The 21,154-nt window shown below is 38.8% G+C and carries 17 protein-coding genes, 9 tRNA genes and 2 rRNA genes; 23 read left to right on the top strand and 5 right to left on the bottom strand.

Going from position 1 to position 21,154, the window contains the following annotated elements:
• From GNT69_RS24730 to rocF, 12 genes are all read left to right on the top strand, one after another.
• Positions 1-125: ribosomal RNA gene (locus GNT69_RS24730) — 23S ribosomal RNA — on the top strand; the annotation flags it as partial.
• Between the two features lie 232 nt (positions 126-357).
• Positions 358-473, top strand: a 5S ribosomal RNA gene (gene rrf / locus GNT69_RS24725).
• A gap of 17 nt (positions 474-490) precedes the next feature.
• Positions 491-565, top strand: a tRNA-Asn gene (locus GNT69_RS24720).
• 46 nt (positions 566-611) lie between these two features.
• Positions 612-684 (top strand) — tRNA-Thr (locus tag GNT69_RS24715).
• Positions 685-698: 14 nt separating this feature from the next.
• Positions 699-773 (top strand) — tRNA-Glu (locus GNT69_RS24710).
• A gap of 4 nt (positions 774-777) precedes the next feature.
• A tRNA-Val gene (locus GNT69_RS24705) sits at positions 778-853 on the top strand.
• Between the two features lie 24 nt (positions 854-877).
• Positions 878-950: transfer RNA gene (locus tag GNT69_RS24700), tRNA-Thr, on the top strand.
• Between the two features lie 6 nt (positions 951-956).
• Positions 957-1,041, top strand: a tRNA-Tyr gene (locus GNT69_RS24695).
• Between the two features lie 58 nt (positions 1,042-1,099).
• Positions 1,100-1,174: transfer RNA gene (locus GNT69_RS24690), tRNA-Gln, on the top strand.
• Positions 1,175-1,276: 102 nt separating this feature from the next.
• Positions 1,277-1,349 (top strand) — tRNA-Lys (locus GNT69_RS24685).
• Between the two features lie 112 nt (positions 1,350-1,461).
• Positions 1,462-1,537 (top strand) — tRNA-Ala (locus GNT69_RS24680).
• Between the two features lie 184 nt (positions 1,538-1,721).
• The gene (gene rocF / locus GNT69_RS24675; RefSeq protein ID WP_203557646.1) at positions 1,722-2,618 is read left to right on the top strand and encodes an arginase; all 897 of its coding nucleotides are present in this window, start codon (positions 1,722-1,724) and stop codon (positions 2,616-2,618) included.
• 518 nt (positions 2,619-3,136) lie between these two features.
• Here rocF and GNT69_RS24670 read toward each other — a convergent pair.
• Entirely contained in the window at positions 3,137-3,292 is a 156-nt protein-coding gene (locus GNT69_RS24670; protein ID WP_203557645.1) for an aspartyl-phosphate phosphatase Spo0E family protein, read from the bottom strand.
• 168 nt (positions 3,293-3,460) lie between these two features.
• Here GNT69_RS24670 and sigW point away from each other — a divergent pair, with 168 nt between their 5' ends.
• From sigW to glmM, 5 genes are all read left to right on the top strand, one after another.
• Complete coding sequence (gene sigW / locus GNT69_RS24665) at positions 3,461-4,024, top strand: RNA polymerase sigma factor SigW (protein WP_203557644.1); 564 nt, start codon at positions 3,461-3,463, stop codon at positions 4,022-4,024.
• Between the two features lie 16 nt (positions 4,025-4,040).
• Positions 4,041-4,679, top strand: coding sequence for a zf-HC2 domain-containing protein (locus GNT69_RS24660; protein WP_203557643.1), 639 nt, complete (start codon positions 4,041-4,043; stop codon positions 4,677-4,679).
• A 120-nt stretch (positions 4,680-4,799) separates the two neighbouring features.
• Entirely contained in the window at positions 4,800-5,627 is an 828-nt protein-coding gene (gene cdaA / locus GNT69_RS24655) for a diadenylate cyclase CdaA (RefSeq protein ID WP_203557642.1), read from the top strand.
• Entirely contained in the window at positions 5,620-6,852 is a 1,233-nt protein-coding gene (locus GNT69_RS24650) for a CdaR family protein (RefSeq protein WP_203557641.1), read from the top strand. The genes cdaA and GNT69_RS24650 overlap by 8 nt, the downstream gene beginning before the upstream one ends.
• A 57-nt stretch (positions 6,853-6,909) precedes the next feature.
• Positions 6,910-8,259: a phosphoglucosamine mutase gene (gene glmM / locus GNT69_RS24645; RefSeq protein ID WP_203557640.1), complete on the top strand. Its 1,350-nt coding sequence runs from the start codon at positions 6,910-6,912 to the stop codon at positions 8,257-8,259.
• A 54-nt stretch (positions 8,260-8,313) separates the two neighbouring features.
• Here glmM and GNT69_RS24640 read toward each other — a convergent pair whose 3' ends face one another.
• The 3 genes from GNT69_RS24640 to GNT69_RS24630 form a co-directional block, all read right to left on the bottom strand.
• The gene (locus tag GNT69_RS24640; RefSeq protein ID WP_203557639.1) at positions 8,314-8,988 is read right to left on the bottom strand and encodes a formate dehydrogenase subunit gamma; all 675 of its coding nucleotides are present in this window, start codon (positions 8,986-8,988) and stop codon (positions 8,314-8,316) included.
• Positions 8,966-9,997: a 4Fe-4S dicluster domain-containing protein gene (locus GNT69_RS24635; RefSeq protein ID WP_203557638.1), complete on the bottom strand. Its 1,032-nt coding sequence runs from the start codon at positions 9,995-9,997 to the stop codon at positions 8,966-8,968. The genes GNT69_RS24640 and GNT69_RS24635 overlap by 23 nt, the downstream gene beginning before the upstream one ends.
• Positions 9,998-10,386: 389 nt before the next feature.
• Positions 10,387-11,418, bottom strand: a complete 1,032-nt coding sequence (locus GNT69_RS24630) for a sensor domain-containing diguanylate cyclase (protein WP_203557637.1) — start codon at positions 11,416-11,418, stop codon at positions 10,387-10,389.
• Between the two features lie 306 nt (positions 11,419-11,724).
• Between GNT69_RS24630 and GNT69_RS24625 the strand changes: the two genes are divergently transcribed.
• Positions 11,725-12,807, top strand: a complete 1,083-nt coding sequence (locus tag GNT69_RS24625) for a mechanosensitive ion channel family protein (RefSeq protein WP_203557636.1) — start codon at positions 11,725-11,727, stop codon at positions 12,805-12,807.
• A gap of 439 nt (positions 12,808-13,246) precedes the next feature.
• Positions 13,247-14,023 carry a hypothetical protein gene (locus tag GNT69_RS24620; protein ID WP_239094461.1) on the top strand — a complete coding sequence of 259 codons (777 nt, stop codon included), beginning with the start codon at positions 13,247-13,249 and terminating at the stop codon, positions 14,021-14,023.
• A 48-nt stretch (positions 14,024-14,071) separates the two neighbouring features.
• On the opposite strand, the gene GNT69_RS24615 is transcribed toward GNT69_RS24620, so the two are convergent.
• A complete protein-coding gene (locus GNT69_RS24615) occupies positions 14,072-15,259 on the bottom strand; it encodes a dicarboxylate/amino acid:cation symporter (RefSeq protein WP_203557634.1) in 1,188 nt (395 codons plus the stop codon).
• A gap of 273 nt (positions 15,260-15,532) precedes the next feature.
• Here GNT69_RS24615 and GNT69_RS24610 point away from each other — a divergent pair, with 273 nt between their 5' ends.
• The 4 genes from GNT69_RS24610 to uvsE all read left to right on the top strand — a co-directional run bounded on the left by GNT69_RS24610 (position 15,533) and on the right by uvsE (position 21,064).
• Positions 15,533-16,603, top strand: a complete 1,071-nt coding sequence (locus GNT69_RS24610; RefSeq protein ID WP_203557633.1) for a D-alanine--D-alanine ligase — start codon at positions 15,533-15,535, stop codon at positions 16,601-16,603.
• A gap of 37 nt (positions 16,604-16,640) precedes the next feature.
• Entirely contained in the window at positions 16,641-18,017 is a 1,377-nt protein-coding gene (locus GNT69_RS24605) for a UDP-N-acetylmuramoyl-tripeptide--D-alanyl-D-alanine ligase (protein WP_203557632.1), read from the top strand.
• Positions 18,018-18,610: 593 nt separating this feature from the next.
• Complete coding sequence (gene cshA / locus GNT69_RS24600) at positions 18,611-20,002, top strand: degradosome RNA helicase CshA (protein WP_203557648.1); 1,392 nt, start codon at positions 18,611-18,613, stop codon at positions 20,000-20,002.
• A gap of 96 nt (positions 20,003-20,098) precedes the next feature.
• Complete coding sequence (gene uvsE, locus GNT69_RS24595) at positions 20,099-21,064, top strand: UV DNA damage repair endonuclease UvsE (RefSeq protein WP_203557631.1); 966 nt, start codon at positions 20,099-20,101, stop codon at positions 21,062-21,064.
• Positions 21,065-21,154: the final 90 nt, after the last annotated feature.

Raw genomic sequence — 21,154 nt, 5'->3', positions numbered from 1 at the left:
AAGATGAGATTTCCCATAGTTTATACTAGTAAGATCCCTGAAAGATGATCAGGTTGATAGGTCAGAGGTGGAAGCGCGGCGACGTGTGGAGCTGACTGATACTAATCGATCGAGGACTTAACCTAAACGAAAAGCGGAGGCGACTGCACAGCCTCGACTAGCGCTGGAGGGCCAGCAGTTGAAGTCGTTCTTTGACTTCAGCGGATGGACCGAAGCGACTCGAGAGGCTAGGAGCCGGAGCTGGACAATTTAGAAACGATACTCCTTTTGCTTTTCTTCTTACAAACATTATCTAGTTTTGAGGGAATGAAAAAAATTCTCTTGCAAAATTAAAAAAACATATTATAATAATAAATGTCTGGTGGCGATAGCGAGAAGGTCACACCCGTTCCCATGCCGAACACGGAAGTTAAGCTTCTCAGCGCCGATGGTAGTTGGGGGCCTCCCCCTGTGAGAGTAGGACGCTGCCAGGCAATAATAATATTATTATTCCGCAGTAGCTCAGTGGTAGAGCATTCGGCTGTTAACCGAACGGTCGTAGGTTCGAATCCTACCTGCGGAGCCATTTCTTTCAAAACGGCCAACCATTTTTAAGCTAGCGATTGGAATATGCTTCCATAGCTCAGTAGGTAGAGCACTTCCATGGTAAGGAAGAGGTCAGCGGTTCGAGCCCGCTTGGAAGCTCTCAATTTTTTAATGGCCCCTTGGTCAAGCGGTTAAGACACCGCCCTTTCACGGCGGTAACACGGGTTCGAATCCCGTAGGGGTCACCAATATGGAGGATTAGCTCAGCTGGGAGAGCATCTGCCTTACAAGCAGAGGGTCGGCGGTTCGAGCCCGTCATCCTCCACCATTTTAATGAATTACGTTCAATTTTGCCGGCCTAGCTCAATTGGTAGAGCAACTGACTTGTAATCAGTAGGTTGGGGGTTCAAGTCCTCTGGCCGGCACTCTGTGGAGGGGTAGCGAAGTGGCTAAACGCGGCGGACTGTAAATCCGCTCCCTCAGGGTTCGGCGGTTCGAATCCGTCCCCCTCCACCATTATATATTTTACTAGAAAAATGGACATAATATAATTGTCCTTTTTATTTTGGAAAGATGGGCTATAGCCAAGTGGTAAGGCACCGGACTTTGACTCCGTCATTCGCAGGTTCAAATCCTGCTAGCCCAGCCATTTTATGAATTGATAGTTAATTCGATGGAATGTGGTTTTTATTTCTTTTAATCTGTATAGTTGCGACACTTAAAATGAATAACGAAATTTTTATTTTAATCCGAGCCATTAGCTCAGTTGGTAGAGCATCTGACTTTTAATCAGAGGGTCGAAGGTTCGAATCCTTCATGGCTCATATTTTCATATTTCTGTTTTGTTACCGCGGGAGTAGTTCAGTGGTAGAAGACAACCTTGCCAAGGTTGGTGTCTCGGGTTCGAATCTCGTCTTCCGCTTCAAGTTTATATTTGGGGCCTTAGCTCAGCTGGGAGAGCGCCTGCTTTGCACGCAGGAGGTCAGCGGTTCGATCCCGCTAGGCTCCACCATCCTATTACATATGATATTTAAGACTTGGCCCTAAAGGTTACAAGTCTTTTTTGTGTGTGAAAATTAGTTGTTTTTTACAGTATCCTGGTATTGTAGAACTTGTATATATATTCAAAATTTTGTCCGGTTGAGTCATTTTTATTTACATATTAAAATAATGACTAAGGAGAGGGGCGATCAGATATGAAGAAACTTTCAATTATTGGGATGCCGATGGATTTAGGGCAAACGCGTCGTGGGGTTGATATGGGCCCTAGTGCGATACGTTACGCAGGAATTTTCGAAAGATTAGCAAACTTATTCGAAGAGATAGAAGATTTAGGAGATATTCCAATTGGAAGACCTGAGGTTAAAGTTGATCCAGAATCAAACCTTCGGAATTTAGAACTTGTTGCTGAAAAAAATGAATTATTAGCTAGAGAAGTCGAAAAAATTATTGGCTCTGGATCTTTCCCGCTCGTACTTGGAGGGGATCATAGTATAGCGATTGGTAGCTTAGCTGGAGTAGCTAGACATTACCGGAATTTAGGAGTTATTTGGTATGATGCTCATGGGGATCTAAATACGGCAGAAACATCACCATCAGGAAATATTCACGGAATGCCATTAGCCGTTAGTTTAGGGATTGGTCATGAGCGGCTAACGAAGATCAATGGTTTCACCCCTAAAGTAAAGCCTGAAAACATTGTCATTATTGGAGCAAGATCGCTTGATCATGGCGAAAAAGATTTAATTAAGGAATTAGGGATAAACGTATATACCATGCATGAAATTGATCGATTAGGTATGACGAAAGTAATGGAAGAAACGATTGCCTACTTAAAGGATAAGACAGACGGAGTACATCTATCGCTTGATTTAGATGGATTAGATCCAACAGATGCACCCGGTGTAGGAACGCCTGTAACAGGAGGAATTACTTATCGGGAAAGTCACCTAGCGATGGAGATGTTAGCAGAAGCGAATATTATTACATCCGCAGAGTTTGTAGAAGTCAATCCTATTCTTGATGAAAAGAATAAGACAGCAACTGCAGCTGTCGCTTTAATGAATTCACTATTCGGTGAAAAATTATTATAAAAAAATAGACGAAGTTGTCCGAATGTAGGCGTCATATTGACAGAAACCAGTGAAAAAGTGCAGACTCTGTATTATTGGTCCTGTTGTAATGCTAGTACATGGATTAACCTGTATTATTCAATCTGGGAGTTATTGCTCGTACAGGGATTAACTCCGACTATCGGCCTCGTTTTATACTAGTACTGGGAATAAAGTGTTTTTTTTTCAATTTTTAATGCTAGTACAGGGATTAAATCAGCCTTTTGATCTCGTTTTATTGCTAGTACTCGGATTAACACCTCATTTTGGCCTGTTTTATTGCGAGTACTGGCATTATACGAACGAAAATGCTTGTTTTTAATCTGAGTACTTGGATTAAAAAACGCGTTACCAGCATTATCGCTTAAAAAAAGCTCGACAAAAGCGCCTTTGCTGTAAATATCAGTTGTCCGAATGTAAAAGCAAGAGGGAAAAACAATCTGTTTTTCTCTTCTTGCTTTATTTTTTGGACTTATCTGACATCCTTTGTTTTCTGACTGTTAACTTCGGCTCTTTTTACTGTATTCATTTAATAACTTATCTAGTTTTTTACTTGTTTCAATTACTTCACCATGCGAGAGACTATATTTTGAGGCTAAGTTGACCATTTCTTTGCGGCAATTTTCAATTTCTTTTAGTAGGATGTTTAGTTTCAAGAAACGTCCTCCCTATGTTATTCGATGTATTATTTTTATAACCGTTTAGCCGTTTTTTAAACAATTGATATCAATTTTTGATAAAATGAGTAATGTTGAGGTTTTAACTTGAAACCTTTTATGCTATCAATACGTAATTAGGATAGCCGCAGAGAGCGGGGGTTAAGAATGGAGTTAATCGTTAAAACGAGAATAAGCGAGGTTGTTAAAGGTGATCGAAATGCTTTCGCAGAAATCGTTGAATTATATAAGGACAAGGTTTTTCAGCTTTGTTACCGGATGCTTGGAAATCGTCATGATGCAGAAGATATTGCGCAAGAAGCTTTTATCCGAGCGTATGTTAATATCCAGAGTTTTAATCAAACGAAGAAGTTTTCGTCATGGATTTATCGAATCGCGACGAATCTCTGCATAGATCGGATTAGAAAAAAGAAGCCCGATTATTTCCTTGATGCCGAAGTACCTGGAACAGAAGGGTTAACGATGTATTCCCAAGTATCTTCACAGCAAGCTTTGCCTGAGGACCAGCTGGAAAGCATGGAACTTCAGGAAACCGTTCAAAGAGAGATTACAAAATTGCCGGAGAAGTATCGAACGGTGATTGTTTTAAAGTATATGGAAGAGCTTTCACTAAACGAAATAAGTGAAATACTTGATTTGCCATTAGGGACAGTGAAAACGAGAATTCACAGAGGACGAGAAGCTCTTAGGCAGCAATTAAGAAATGTTTAAGCTGAGGTGAAGGAATGTGAGTTGTCCAGAAAAATATGTTGCTTATATGCATGATTTTTTAGATGGAGATATAACCACAGAACACGAACAGGAGCTAAGAGACCACTTACAAAACTGTTCTAGTTGTGAGCGGCATTTTAAAGAATTGGATAAAACAATCGCTTTTGTACAAGGCACGTCCCACATAAAAGCACCTGATCACTTTACGGCGAATATAATGGCAAGTCTTCCAAAAGAAAAGCGGAAAGTGGAGGTGCAACGCTGGTTGAAAAACCACCCGCTTTTGTCAGCCGTATCCCTTTTCCTAATTCTTATGTCAGCAAGTATTATTTCAGGCTGGAATCAAGAACAAGAGTTTTCATACTCAAAACAGCCTAATCTAATTGTTGAAAATGATACAGTCATTGTTCCGGAAGGCGAGGTTGTCAGAGGAGATATTGTTGTCCGTAATGGTAAGGTTCAAATAGAGGGAGAAGTTCAAGGCGATGTAACAGTCATTAATGGAGAAAAGTATTTAGCTGCAGCCGGAAAAGTAACTGGGGAAATCAGCGAGGTAAATGAAATTTTTGAGTGGATTTGGTATCACATGAAGGAATTTAGCAAAAACACGATGAATATATTTAAGGCTGAGGACAGTCACTCCAATGGTGAGTGACTGTTATTATTAGTAGGTATTCATACCTTATTGATTAGATATGATATAATAATAAAGTTAAAATAGTTTGAATACAAATACAGATTTTTAGAGTTTTACTAAACTATTGGAGGAAGGACAATGCCATTCGCTGATTGGGACTTTATGAAATACTTGGCTAATATTGTGGACATTCTCCTTGTTTGGTTTGTCATATATAAGGCAATGGGACTAATCAAGGGGACGAAAGCTGTTCAATTGTTGAAAGGGATATTTGTGATCCTCCTCATTAAATTCGGCAGTGATGTTTTAGGTTTAAATACACTTGGTTGGATTATGGAGCAGGCGATCACGTGGGGGTTTTTGGCGGTCATTATTATTTTCCAACCTGAGTTTAGAAGAGCATTAGAGCAATTAGGACGTGGCCGATTGTTCTCTAGGTCTATTTATCATGAAGAAGAAAATGATGAAAAAATGATCGAAGCAATTATTAAAGCGACAGATTATATGGCGAAACGGCGGATTGGTGCGCTCATTTCAATTGAAAGTGAAACCGGGATGAGTGATTATATCGAAACGGGAATTCAGCTTAATTCCAAAACATCATCCGAACTGTTAATTAATATTTTTATTCCCAATACACCGCTTCATGATGGAGCAGTGATCATTCAAAAAAATCTTATCGCTGCCGCAGCATGTTATCTTCCACTTTCAGAAAGTCCGTTTATTTCAAAAGAGTTAGGGACTAGACACCGCGCAGCTTTAGGTATAAGTGAAGTGACGGATAGTGTGACGGTGATTGTTTCTGAAGAAACTGGAAGTATATCGTTAACAAAAAATGCGGAGCTATATCGGGATTTAAGTATTGATAAATTAAGAGAACTGCTGCAAACGAAGCTATCATCATCAGCCAAAATAAATAGTACAACTTCTACCCGTTGGCATTGGAGGGGGAAGAAAGATGGATAAGTGGCTTGATAACCCGTGGGTCTTGAGAGGTGTGGCTCTGCTATTGGCACTGCTGTTATTTTCATCCGTCCCGAACACAGATCCTAAGCGACCTGGAGACGTGAATGTTCCATCCGATTCTAATGTAGAAACCATTGCTGATGTTCCTGTGAAAAGCTATTATGATACAGAGAATCTTGTTGTCTCAGGAGTCCCGGAAACGGTTGATCTCACTATTCAAGGTCCAAGGACGATTGTTCAGCAAACAAGAGCCTTAAAGGATTTTGAAGTTTATGTAGATTTGACAGAGCTAGAAATTGGTGAACATCAGATTCAAATTAATATTAGGGATATTTCTGAAAGACTAACAGTTACAATTGAACCTTCTAATATAACTGTAAATATTCAGGAAAGAGTGACGAAAGAGTTCAGTGTAGAGGCTGAATATAATGCAGCGATCATCGGAGATGGCTATATAGCAGGTACACCTAGTATAAAACCGAAAATGGTTGAAATAACAGGAGCTAAGGATATAATTGATCAAATTAGTTTTGTTAAAGCGACTGTGAACATAGATAAGGAAATTCGTGAAATGGTCACAAGGGATGCGAATGTACTAGTGTTGGACAAGGATATGAATAAACTAAATGTCATTGTCAATCCAGAAACTGTGCAAGTGACCATCCCAGTGGAAAGTTCCAAAAAGAAAGTTCCGATTGATATCGTTCCTAAAGGGACACCTCCATCGGGAGTGACGATTGATTCAATTACGTCAGATGTTAAAGAAGCAACGATAATAGCCAATCCAGATGTTTTAAAAAATGTAGATAAGGTTAGGGTTGAAGTAGATGTAAGTAACATCACCGAAGATACAGAAGTGACGCTTCCGGTAATTATTTCAAATGGAATTGTAGAAGTAACTCCTGAAACGGCAAAGCTTACAATTAAAGTAAGCCGACAAGAGGAAGTTACCATTTCGAATATCCCTATTGAAGTGAGTGGACAAACAGATGAATACGAGATTCAATTCGTTAATCCTGAAAATGGTCGAACGAGTATCATTGCGTCTGGACAGACGGAAATCGTAACGGCACTAACGTCTGCTGATTTTACGATAGTTGTTGATGTCACTGGTTTAGAAGAAGGTGAACATAGCTTGGATATTCAAGTTTCATCCCAAAGGAATATTAGTTGGAGATTAGCGGATGACAAAGCCGAACTTGCGATTATAAAAAAAGAAGTTTGATGGTTTAATCATCTAATGGAAACTATGGAATTCTCAAATAAGGAGAGATTTGGAAATATGGGTAAATATTTTGGTACGGATGGAATACGAGGAGTTGCAAATAGTGAATTAACTCCCGAATTAGCTTTTCGTTTAGGACGATTTGGTGGATATATACTAACGAGAGATAAAGAAAGGCCGAAGGTACTAATTGGCCGTGACACAAGGATTTCTGGCCATATGCTCGAAGGGGCATTAGTTGCAGGATTGCTTTCGATTGGTGCAGAAGTGATGCGTCTTGGCGTTATTTCTACCCCTGGTGTTGCTTATTTAACAAAAGCTTTAGATGCACAGGCAGGAGTAATGATCTCAGCTTCACATAACCCTGTTGCTGATAATGGCATTAAGTTCTTTGGCCCAGATGGATTTAAGCTTTCCGATGAACAAGAGCAGGAAATTGAGGAATTAATGGACCAACAAGAGGATCATCTTCCGCGTCCAGTCGGTGCGAGTCTAGGTCAGGTAAACGATTATTTTGAGGGTGGTCAGAAATATTTACAGTACTTGAAACAAACAGTGGATGAGGATTTTTCAGGTATTCACGTTGCTCTTGATTGTGCTCACGGTGCGACTTCCTCTTTAGCGATGCACCTATTTGCAGACCTTGATGCGGATATTTCTACAATGGGAGCTTCACCAAATGGGTTAAACATCAATGACGGTGTCGGTTCTACACATCCTGAAGCATTAGCTGCTTTTGTAAAAGAAAAAGAGGCAGATGTTGGTTTAGCATTTGATGGTGATGGCGACCGTTTAATCGCTATAGATGAGAATGGAAACATCGTTGATGGCGATCAAATTATGTATATTTGTGCAAAATATTTTAATGAAAAAAATCGTTTGAAACAAAATACAGTCGTTTCAACGGTTATGAGTAATCTAGGCTTTTACAAAGCAATAGAAGCCCAAGAAATTAACAGTGTCACTACGGCAGTAGGAGATCGTTATGTCGTTGAAGAGATGAAACGTAACGGCTATAACCTTGGAGGAGAACAATCAGGTCATATTATTTTCCTTGATTATAATACGACTGGTGATGGATTGCTAACTGGCTTGCAGTTAATTAATATTATGAAGATAACAGAAAAACGGCTTTCAGAACTTGCAGAGGAAATGAAGAAGTTTCCGCAAGTATTAGTAAATGTAAGGGTAAAAGATAAGTATCATGTAACAGATAATGAAAAAGTGAGTAAAGCAATCGAGCAAGTTGAGAAGGAAATGAATGGAGATGGCCGTATTCTTGTTCGTCCATCAGGTACAGAGCCGCTTGTTCGCGTAATGGCAGAAGCACCAACAGCAGAAAAATGCCAAGAGTATGTTGACCGAATCGTCGCTGTTGTTGAACAGGAGATGGGCTTAAACGAATAATTCAACTTTTGTTTAAAAGACCTAGGAGGAGTTCCCAAATCCTCCTAGGTCTTTTTATTGCGTTTTCTTCTCCTTTATTTTTTCATACCATAATGAATGGCGTTCCTTTACGTACTCTTCATCTACATAGCCAGTGAACATCCCAGGCAGGAGTTTACGATTAGCTTTTATCACAAATGCCGCTAAGTGTGAGATGATGAGGAATAGTAAAATAAATGTTGCGATATTATGAATGGTCGTTGACCAAAATACAACAGTGTGTGGAATTGTAATTAATGCCACATTTTTGGCCATCTTTATGAAGCCAGTACCGATTAATGCAAGAACCGTCAAGCCAATGGCTGCATAAGCAAGCCTTTGTTCGGCAAGATATTTCTCACTCGGTGGTTCTTCTCCTTTTGTGATCATCGCTTTGATAATTTTGATGGATTCTTTTCCATCGCCACGTTTTGGTAAAGCATCAAATTGCTTTTGTAATAAATGGACGAAAATATGATAAAAGACGATAAGAACTAAAACGATGGCAGCAAGATAATGCATGACAAGTGTAAGTGAGTATTCACCAAGCCATTCTGCTCCTGGTAGCTTCGTAATATTATACCGTTTGTACATTGGCATTTGTCCAAACCCACTTATGATTAAAGCGAAGATTGATAGAGCCGTCATCCAGTGAACAAATCGATTTGATCGACTTTGGCGATAAACTTTATTCTTTTTCGTTCTGTTCATAGTTTTCCTTATTTCCTTTCATTTTATTGTAAGCAGCAAAGCCTGCCGCTGCAATCCCGGCAACAGGTGCAATCGCTGCACTTAAAGCCATTCCGCTCAAAGTATCGAGCTTATTTTCCGCGTTAACTTCCATTGTCGGGCGTCCAAAATTGTGATCATTGCTTTCTTGTTTGCTTTCCTTAATCGCAGCATCAATTTTTTCAAACGGTACTTTTGATACGTAGAAGGTAGCTGTACCACCATTTTCCTTGTCCCCATAAACATAACCAGAAACCTCGTAAGCACGCTTGTAGGCAAGCTCTTTCATTTCTTTCTTTGTTCCAAAGGAAATCGCATCTTTCGGACATGCAGTCACACAGGCAGGCTGTTTTCCCTCTGCTAGTAAGTCGGCACAAAAATCACATTTATACATAACGCCGCCACCTAAATAATCTGGAGCGATGTTCATATAAATTCCTACACCAGCTTGTCTTTGTGGGATATCCCATGGACAAACATCGCGACATTTTGCTCCACCCATACATTGATTTTCATGGATGATAACTGCACCATTTTGGTCTTTCTCAATTGCACTAAATGGACATAGTCCAGCACAAGTAGGGTTGTCGCAGTGCATACAACGCCTTGGGACAAAGACTTGCTCACTGTTTCCTTCATGTTCAACGGTCACTTGATCAATAAATGTCCAATTATAAGGAGTCAATCGGTTCGTATTGTCTTGTTGATCTGACCAATCTTCATATTTCTTTTGCGGCCAATATGGCTTCAATTGACTTTTATCCACTTTAGGAAAGTTGTTTTCATTTTTCTTACGACAGGCAAGTACACATTCTGGCGTGTCCTTTGAAGCACAGCCATCACAAATGGTAAGGTCAATGATGGTTCCTTTTCCCTCATTAAGAGAGGATGCTGCGAATGCTTTATCTACCCCAGATAAAATAACGGTACTTGCAGCGATGGCACCACTTGACCGCTTTAAAAAATCACGTCGTGTTACTTCGTTCCTCATTTAGATCCCCCTTAAATACCTAGATTGGTATGCTATAATTCATTTATACCACTTGGGGTATAAAAAATACAATACTGATTTGCTCCTGTTTCCTGTCTTTTTAGCAAAGTTCATCAAATAGACAAAAAAATATTAAAAATTGATTTTTGTATAGGTAAATCAACCTTCAGTTATAACAGCCTAACCTTAAATAAAAAAACAATAATAAAAATAGACCTCCAAATTACCATACAATTTGAAGGTCATTTTGCATTACATTTTTAATGTTTGTGATAATTAACGGAACCCGTTACAATTTTTGCCTGGTCTTTGATGGGCTAATAGGAAAGCATATCAGCAACTACGCCTCTATCTTCGCCCAAACGGCTCGCCCAATCGGCGAGCTTTCTTTATTTCTGAAATAACTTAAAAAATTTCGTCATAATGGACTCTTTTGGATGCTCATAATCCTCCAGTTCTGGGGAGTAAAATTGAAAGCGGCCTTTGCCAGTTTTTTTAGCAACGTACATGGCCGTATCTGCATGGTTGATGATCGTATTTAAATCAGTGGCGTCGTCTGGATAAACAGAGATGCCGACACTTGGAGTCACACGAACTTCGTTATCAGTCAGATAATAAGGATTCGATAGATTTTCTACTATCCGCTCAGCGATAAGGACGATATCCTCTTTATTTGTTTCTTCAAAGACGATGATAAATTCATCTCCGCCAATACGTGATACCAAATCTTCCTCTCGGACAGAAGCATTCAATCGGTCCGCCACATCTTTAAGAAGAAGGTCGCCGATGTCATGACCTAACGTATCATTGACTGCCTTAAACCCATCTAAATCTAAGAACATAATAATAACCTCATGGTTCGTTCTTTTTGCGCGAGACATTACCTTTTGTATATGTTCTTTAAGCATTAAACGATTGGGAAGTCCTGTTAATGCATCGAAGAGTGCCATTTGAGCAAGCTTTGCCTCTTTTTCCTTGCGGTTGCTTATATCAAAAATAACCCCGGTAACTCGTTCAATTTCTCCTAATGCAGATATTGAGGGGGTTGTACGCAGTTCTTTCCAGTGGACTTGTCCGTCCGGAGATAGAGTACGGAACTCAAAGGAAACAGGCAACCCAGATAGCCAATTCTCTTTTTTCGTTATGAATGTCGCTTTATCCTCAGGATGAATGACCGTTTCGATTGCTAAAAGAGCTGTATCGATTTCATTCGTTTCTATTTTTAAAGAAGAACTAAAAGGATTAGAAGAGGTCCAGTGCAATTTACGTAAATCAATGGTAAACGCAAAGGCATCAATTTCATCAAGAAGATGCTGATATTCACATTGTTTCTTTTGTGATTGATTTAGTTGTTCTTCTAACTGTTTTATTCGTTGTTCTAAATTTATGATTTTCACTTGATTGTTTATTGCCTTTTTCATTTGCAAAAAAGCAAAACTAGTTGGAATCAATATAGAGAGGGTGGTTAGACTTATAACGAGCAAATGAACATCGAAAGATAGCATCAATAATAATGAACTTATAAGAAGAATCGTAGCAATGAATAGGTGATTGATTGTTTTCAGTTAAATCACATCCATATTAGAAAGTAATTTTAGATTAGCACATTACGAAACGAAAAAGAATTATCTATTATAAAAATTATGAATGAGCAACGTCGTACATTTTAACAGCGATTTTACTAACTGTGATATTATATAGAGAGATTTAAGGGGGGAAAGCTTTAAATGTTTTGGGAAAAGTGGTTTTCATACGATGTTGGTGTAAATATCGCGATTTCCATCGGGATATTTTTGCTCTTTCTTCTATTTAGGAAAATATTTTCGAGGTATGTGTTCAAATTTTTATTATGGATTGTAAAAAAAGCACCGAGTGATCTTTTCTCGAAAGTAATGTTGGCGTTTGAAAAGCCGTTGCAATGGGTGTTTCTCGTAATCGGTTTTTACTTAAGTGCGAAATATTTTCCGTATTTCAATGAAAAAAACGATTTGTTTTTAAGTATGATTCGTTCGTCCATTATCTTTTTAATCAGCTGGGGGTTCTTTAATCTAGCTTCAACAGCTACATATTTTTTCAAAAAGATGAGGAATCATTCTAGTATTGAAATTGATGAAATTTTGATTCCATTTTTGACGAAGGCCATCAAGGTGATTATTGTTGCGATTAGCTTTAGCATTATTGCCCAAGAATTTGGCTACAATATTAGCGGATTTGTTACAGGTTTAGGAATCGGTGGGCTGGCAATTTCTTTAGCAGCTAAGGATGCTCTTGGCAATTTATTTGGAGGAGTAGTCATCATTACGGAAAAACCATTTTCAATTGGTGATTGGATTATGACTCCGAGTGTGGAAGGAACGGTAGAAGATATTACTTTTCGTAGTACGAAGGTTCGTACGTTTGCCCAAGCGCTTGTCACCGTTCCGAATGCAACGTTGGCCAATGAGAATATTACAAATTGGAGTAAAATGGGAAAGAGGCAAATTAGCTTTGATTTAAAACTTGCGTATGACACACCGAGAGAAAAGCTTGAGGATGTTGTTAAACAAATACGATATTTCCTTACCCAACATGATGAAATTCATCCGGAAACCATCTTTGTTCGATTTGATCATTATAGTGAAAATGGGTTTGATATCTTTTTATATTTCTTTACGAAAACAACTGCTTGGGGAGAATTTTTAAGGATTAAGGAAGAAATTAATTTTGAAATCATTAAAATCCTCGAAAATGAAGGTGTCACAATTGCAGTACCTGCCAGAAAGTTATATGGGGAATCTGCACCGGAGGAAATAGTTGAATCAAAAGCTTAATTATTAAATAATCTTGATTAACTATTTTGTGAACGGTATCCACGAATATGCCTTTTCATTCTTAACCTATCCAAATATGTTATAATTAAAGGAAAATATGGTTGTTATGGATAAATTTCCTGGAGGGCGAGATATGAGAGGGCGAGCCAAAAAACCGCGGACGTCTTTATTTGAAAGGTTACGGGAATTCTTTGTAACGGTGATTTTGCATCTCAGCTTTTATGCTTTTATGATTTTTATCGTCCTATTCTTTATTGAAAGCTTCTCTTAGGGAAACCAAGATCAAAATTACAGGCGCCTTTTCATAGTAAAAGGCGCTTCTGCCATATGCTAATTAAAAGACCACGTTTTTCCATTGCAGGTAGTAAAATAGCAGGACAGAAAACTAAATCGATCTAATCGTTTGAAATTGTATTGAATGAGGTCAGGGGGCGCGATTTTGAAGAAAAATCATAGGTATAACGATAATCTTTTATATATTCATTTAAATGATCGGTATCAGTATGTGTTATCAAGTGGCATTGAGTTTGTTGAGTTTTATCGAGCCTTGACCAGCTCCCTGAACTACTTACTACTGTTAAAGCATCGTTTCGATGATGGCGATTTTAATAGGCATACGTTGCTAGATTATGTGCCTAATGAACGAATTTCAAAATTAATAGAAGATGATGTCGGTAATTATGGGGATTTTTGTTGGATGGACTTTGAAGAGATGGAAGGGTTGAATGTTTTAGCAGCGCAAGAGCTTGCAGAAATTTTATATTTAGGTCATACGAAACATCATTTGAAGCTACCATTTTATAATCAGCTAGCAAATCGATATGCTTATTTAGCTCATGATGATGGGTGGTTTAATAAAATATATTATCGCAACATGAATGACTTTTATAAAATGCTTTCCCAAGTAATTCCAGGGAAAGTAACGGCACTTAAGCCAGAGAAAAATCTTTTAGGGGTTCGAAAAAAGCGGGATTATCCTCCAGTTAATAAAGAAATCTTGAAGTCTTTAACGTCAGCGTTTAAAGAGGGTGCTGTATTTTCATTAAAGGATATCGAGCAAAATCGAGTTCGTTTAGAAATTCCTTTGTGGATTATCGGTGACTATACGAATATGGACGACATGTATGATGAATTCTCTCAAGCAAGACTGAAACCAGCCGATGAACGGCTAGTGTTTGATAAGAAATTGAAAGAGTGGAGTTTGCTAGGTCAGTAAAAGAACAAAAAAGACGCTTAAACCTATGGTTTAAGCGTCTTTCTGCTATTAAGCAACGTGTTCCGCTGCATCTGTACTTTTTGATTTCCCTGAAAACTTATCGACCAAAACAGATAATGCACCGTCGCCAGTTACATTGCAAGCAGTGCCAAAGCTATCTTGTGCAAGGTAGAGCGCGATCATTAATGAAAGCATCGTTGGATCGAAGCCAAGCATTGATTCGAGTAAACCTAATGCTGCCATAACAGCTCCGCCTGGAACTCCCGGAGCAGCAATCATTGTCACTCCAAGCATTAAAATAAATGGGAGCATTGCAGTAAAGCCGGCCATTTGTCCTTGTAGCATCATAACTGCCATCCCGCAGCTAACAAGGGTAATCGTACTTCCTGATAGATGGATGGTCGCAAATAGTGGGACGGAAAAGTCAGCAACCTTCTCTCTTGTACCAATTTTCTTGGCCTGCCTTAATGTCACTGGAATCGTTGAAGCAGATGATTGTGTTCCGAGAGCGGTCATATATGCAGGAAGCATATTTTTAAGCATTTTTAATGGATTTCCTTTAGAAACCGCTCCTGCAGCACTATATTGCAATAGTAAAAATAAAAGATGAAGGACAATAATCATGACAAATACTTTGGCAAAGACACTCATAATTGCAGTAACTTGTCCACCTTGCGTCATATTTGCAAAAATCCCAAAAATATGAAGCGGAAGTAGCGGGATAATAATGTTTTCAATTACCTTTTCAATAATCTGTCTAAAATCATTCATTGCATTTTGCAGTGTATTTCCTTTAATGACTGCAAGACCGAGACCGAGCGTGAAAGCAATCAATAGCGCGGTCATAATGCCCATTACTGGCGGAATCTCAAGTATAAAGTACGGAGCCAATAACGCTTCTTCAGGGTTTTCAAACGCCTTCGCACTTTGGTTCGCCAGCAAACTTGGATAAAGAGTAGAAGCTACAAAGAAGGCGAGTAAACCTGCCGTGATAGTAGATATATATGCAATTCCTGCCGTCAATCCAAGCATTTTTCCGGCACCCTTTCCAAGCGATGCAATTCCTGGTGCAATAAAACCAATGATGATCAACGGTATGGCGAACCCGAGGAATTTACCAAATATTCCATTAAATGTTACGAATAATTTTAGTATGGAATCAGGGAAAATGGAACCTGCAACAATACCGAGAGCAATGGCAATAATAATTTTTGGAAGCAATCCAAATTTTTTCATTTTGTCCCCCTTGAGAAAACAATTGTATTTGATAGATGGATTATACACCCTGTCTAAGTAGTGTGTGAATAGGAAATTAATATTACAGAATAATTAAATTATTATAGGTTTACAATATTGAAACATTTCCCCCTGAAATGAACTAGTGGTAATGCAAGCTTAGGATTTCATACAAATAAAAGTGAGTGATTAAATGTAATAAGAATGTCTCCCTATCCCATTTCAGATAGTGGTAAAATAGAAAAAGTCATTGTGAAAATTGGAGGTACAGATATGAAGAAAAAAATCGGGCTGCTCTATGGCGGCAAATCGGCTGAACATAAAGTATCGATGCAAACAGCGCTTGCTGTAACGAAAGCGATTAATTATGATAAATTTGAAATTCACCCAATTTATATTACGGAAGAAGGACAGTGGATCAAGGGGATGCAATTAACTGGTCCAGCTGAAAATCTTAAAGCATTGGAATTTACTCCACAAGCATCTGCTCTTCCGGCTCCAGCGTTCAATCCAGCGATCTTCGCAGGCGAAGAAAATCTTGATGTTATTTTCCCTCTTCTACATGGGCCCAATGGTGAAGATGGCACTGTTCAAGGAATGCTAGAGTTATTAAATTTACCGTATGTTGGGAATGGTGTACTTGCTTCTGCCGCTGGAATGGATAAAGTGATGATGAAGAATATCTTTTCACAAGCAGATCTTCCCCAAGTGAGCTATGTTTCCTTTATTCGCAGCGAGTGGGAAAAAGCTGAAGAAGAAACATATAAACAAATAGAAGTGTATATTGGATACCCAGCCTTTGTTAAACCAGCAAATCTTGGTTCCAGTGTAGGGATTTCTAAATGTACAAATCGTGCGGAACTAGTTATAGCTTTTAAGGAGGCCTTTCAGTTTGACCGCAAGATTATCGTTGAACAAGGTGTGGTTGCTAGGGAAATTGAAATTGGCGTATTAGGGAACGATGAGGCAGAATGCTCCGTTGTCGGTGAGATTGTACCGAAAAAGGCCTTTTATGATTATAAAGCAAAATATGAAGATGGGAATACGGCGCTTATCATTCCTGCAGATCTAACTTCAGACCAGTATGAAACAATCCAAAGATTAGCGATTCGAGCATATAAAGCACTCGATTGTTCCGGGCTCGTGCGGGCTGATTTCTTCTTAACGAGTGAAGGAGAGTTTTTAATTAACGAGGTAAATACAATGCCAGGTTTTACGCCATTTAGCATGTTTCCTTTATTGTGGAAGCACACTGGAGTTGAATATCCGCAACTGATTGAGCGCCTCGTTGAACTTGCTATCGAGCGTCATGAAGAAAAGCAAAAAATAAAGTATACGTTTTAATAACCTGTTAACTATTCTGCCTTAGGAGGAAGATGAAATGATCCATAAAACCCTAAAACAAATTGCTGCAATGATAGGGATAGAAAGTCATCATCCCCATTTTGAAGAGATCATTGTCACTGGAGTGACGATTGATTCTCGAAAAATCGAATCAGGCAACTTGTTCATTCCATTCAAAGGAGAAAAAGTGGATGGGCACAAATTTGTCGAGGAAGCGATTCATAGAGGGGCTGTAGCAGCATTATGGCAGAAGGATGTACCCAACCCTCCAAAGCATTTGCCGTTATTAATGGTTGAAGATTCTTTAACTGCTCTTCAAGATTTAGCTAGCAATTATCGGAACCAACTTGATATTAAGGTGCTTGGTATTACCGGGAGCAACGGAAAGACGACAACGAAAGATATCGCAGCTAATTTGCTTAGTTTGAAATACAAAGTGCAGAAGACAGAGGGGAATTTTAATAATCATATCGGTTTGCCATTAACCATTTTAAGTTTAAAAGAAGAGGCGCAAATCGCTGTACTGGAAATGGGTATGAGCAGTCGTGGAGAAATTGAATTTCTTACGAAACTGGCGAAACCTGACGCGGTCATTATCACAAATATTGGTGAATCCCATCTACTTGATCTTGGTTCAAGGGAAGCAATCGCAGAAGCGAAGCTTGAAATTATCCTTGGTTTAAAAGAGAACGGTTTTATTATATATCATGGGGATGAACCATTGCTTCAGGAACGGCTTCAAACATACAATGGGACGGGTGTGTTAAAAACATTTGGGAGAACTCCAAATAATGATTTATATCCTGTTCATATTGAACAAGAAGGTGCGGGAAGTCGGTTTATAACGAATCGTAGTGAAGTAATGTTCAACTTACCAATACTAGGTACTCATAATATACTAAATGCATTAGCAGCGATGATGGCAGCAGACTTTTTTGGTGTTTCATATTCAAATATGAACGAAGGTTTTGCTAACCTTAAATTAACGAATATGCGCATGGAGCTCGTTGAGGGGCAAAGTGGGGAACGTATTATCAATGATGCGTATAATGCTAGTCCAACGTCGATGAAGGCGGCCATTGAGTTAGTGGCTCAATCGAATGGATATAAAAGGAAAATCCTCGTATTGGGTGATATGCTTGAACTTGGTCCACTTGAGGAAGAATTCCATTATCAAATAGGTCACTCATTAGATCAAGAGAAGATTGATTATGTCTTTACGTTTGGGCGGTTAGGAACGTTCATTGGCAATGGCGCGAAGCAAGCATTAGGGGCAGACCGCGTTTTTAGTTATGAGGAAAAAACGTCACTTATAAAGCATTTACAGGATAAAGTGACGAGCGAAACATTGGTTCTTGTGAAAGCTTCTCGTGGGATGAAACTTGAAGAAGTAGTAGCTGAATTACAGAAATAGCAAAGATTGAACAACCTCTGATCATCACTAGGGGTTGTTTCTGTTCCCCTGCATCTTTTTCCATTCTCAAATGTTTTCTTTTTCATTTGTGTTAAAAGAATAAAAATGGGGAACAATTCATATCAGAATAGAGTGCTCATTATTTGCGAATTATAGCATTTTATAAGAAAATAATGGTAGTGATATCCCGTTTAACGGCTGTTTATTGCCCTATGCCGGTGAAAACGATCCGGATTGAAAAAAATATGATAGTGGTAAAGATAAATTGCAATCAACTTCATCAGGTGGTAAGATAAAAACCAAGTGTCTACGTAAGAAAATCCTGTTAATGACATACCATCTTGAATGGACCTGTCTTTTTTGCTACTATCAAAAGCCGCGCTAATCATAAAGACCAGCCCTGTCTTTACATTTACAGCGCGCTGGCACCAATCTCCATAAAGGTGTTTTTAACCAGATAAGCAAGATTTCGAGATCAACTTAAACAGCCACTTAAAAAGGATAAATTTTGAAGTTTAAAAGGAGAATGAACAAATTTGACATTGTTTGAAGAATTGGGGATTAGCCCCGCAACCTTAAAGTCATTAAAAAATATGGGTTTTGAAGAAGCAACACCTATTCAAGTTGAAACGATTCCAATGAGTCTGCAAAATAAAGACTTAATTGGCCAAGCGCAAACTGGTACAGGAAAGACCGCAGCTTTCGGAATTCCACTCATTGATAAAATTGAAATTGAAAATCGTGTAATCCAAGGAATGATTATTGCTCCAACTCGTGAGTTAGCCGTTCAAGTATCTGAAGAGCTTTATAAAATTGGTGCAGGCAAGCGTGTGAGTGTATTAGCCATCTACGGTGGGCAAGATATCAATCGACAAATCCGTGCATTGAAAAAAGGACCGCATATCATTGTTGGAACACCTGGGCGCCTTCTTGACCATATTAATAGAAAGACGATTCGCTTAGACCAGGTTCATACGGTTATTTTAGACGAAGCGGATGAAATGCTTAATATGGGCTTTATTGAAGATATTGAGAGCATTCTTTCGCAAATACCAGAAGAGAGACAAACATTATTGTTCTCTGCAACAATGCCAACACCGATTCGGAAGATTGCTGAGCGCTTTATGAAAAATCCTGAAGTTATCCGCGTCAAAGCTAGAGAAATGACTGTCCCTTCGATTGAACAGTTTTACATTGAGGTTCAGGAAAAAAGTAAGTTTGATGTGTTAACGCGTTTGCTTGATATTCAATCCCCAGAACTTGCGATTGTTTTCGGTCGCACAAAAAGGCGTGTGGATGAGCTTGCTGATGCGTTAAATTTACGCGGTTATACAGCGGAAGGAATTCATGGGGACTTATCCCAAGCGAAGCGTATGTCCGTATTACGCAAATTTAAAGAAGGATCAATTGACGTCCTTGTAGCTACCGATGTTGCTGCTCGTGGTCTTGATATTTCTGGAGTTACTCACGTATATAATTTTGATATCCCACAAGATCCAGAAAGTTATGTTCACAGAATTGGCCGAACTGGCCGAGCCGGAAAACATGGAATGGCGTTGACCTTTGTAACCGCAAGAGAAAAGTCCTATCTTTCCGTCGTTGAAAGAACAACGAAGAAACGGATGGAGCGCATGCAAGCACCGACTCTTGATGAGGCGCTTGAAGGTCAACAGAAGGCTGTACTTGATAAAATTGTTCAAACGATTGAATCCAACAATCTGCAATTTTATCGTCAAGCAGCAGAAGAACTACTGCGTGATCATGATTCGGTTACGGTTGTCGCTTCTGTTTTAAAAATGTTAACAAAAGAGCCAGACACGACTCCAGTAAAATTGACCGAAGAAAAGCCGTTGCACTCAAGGAGAGACAACAACAAAAAGCCACAAGAACGTAGAAGAAGTCAAGAATATAATCGAAATAAAAATTATAAACCTCGCACTGGAGGAAAAAGAACAGGCGGAAAGCCTTCACGTACGCCTAGATAGTCATTCATTAAGAGAGCATAACTTTGCTCTCTTTTTTTTATTTTTATAAAAAAAAGGCATACTACGAGAAAAGTAACAAAGGGGAATCAGACGTTTATGATGATTGTGAAACTTGGGTATGTGGCGATGAGTGTGGAATTGCAAAACTGTTCACCTTCACAGACGATGACATATAAACAATTTCAAACACTCACAGATCGGGATGCAGCCATTCGCAAGCTTGAGCGGATTGCGATTTCCAATTTGGAAAATTGTTTGCGCCTTTTGAAACATAATAAAGTGAATGATATTTCCTTTTTTCGGCTAAGCTCTCGACTGATTCCACTTGCGAATCATCCTGATCTCAGTGATTGGAGGTATATGCAAGCTTTAGCTAAACCCTTAAAACAAATCAGTGATTTTTTACAGGAGCACCCAATGCGGGTTGACTTCCATCCAGATCACTTTGTGATTCTGAACACAACAAAAAAAGAAACATTGTTGCAATCATTAAAGACACTCGCAATGCATGAAGCTCTTTTAAAAGGGATGGAAATTGATTCTACGCATCGCTGTGTTTTACATATCGGTGGAGCTCACGAGGATAAGGAAAAAGCACTTGAACAATTTATCCATAATTGGGGCTTCATTTCTTATAACCTTCAAAAAATGATTATGCTCGAAAATGATGATACGACCTTTACATTAAATGATACATTATATCTTTGTGAAAAACTCGGTATTCCACTTGTGTTTGATTATCATCATCATCTCGCAAATTTTGAAAAAGATGATTGGGAATATCAGTGGGAAAGGGTTGTTCAAACATGGAAAACATCCCCTCTGCCACTCAAAATGCATATTTCGAGTCCCAAATCAGAGAAGGATTTTCGTGCACATGCAGATTATATTGATGCGGAAATGATTATGCGTTTTTTAGATAAGATAAAAGGTTCTGTCACCGAAATACACTGTATGATTGAAGCAAAGAAGAAGGATGCTGCTTTATTTAAGTTAGTTGAAGATCTTAAAGGAACTGAAGGTGTGAAAATGGTCGACGGCGCGAGTTTTGAGCTAAGTTAATTTTACGTCTCTATATTTTTAGAAAAATCCCCCAATTCCATGGGTGCGTGTTGTATACTTTTACTATAAATTGAAGTGGCGGAACTCCAC

The organism is Bacillus sp. B15-48 (genome assembly GCF_016879755.1).
GTDB lineage: Bacteria > Bacillota > Bacilli > Bacillales > Cytobacillaceae > Mesobacillus_B.
Note: the sequence above shows the minus strand (reverse complement) of the source record. Positions and strands in the feature narration are given on the sequence as shown.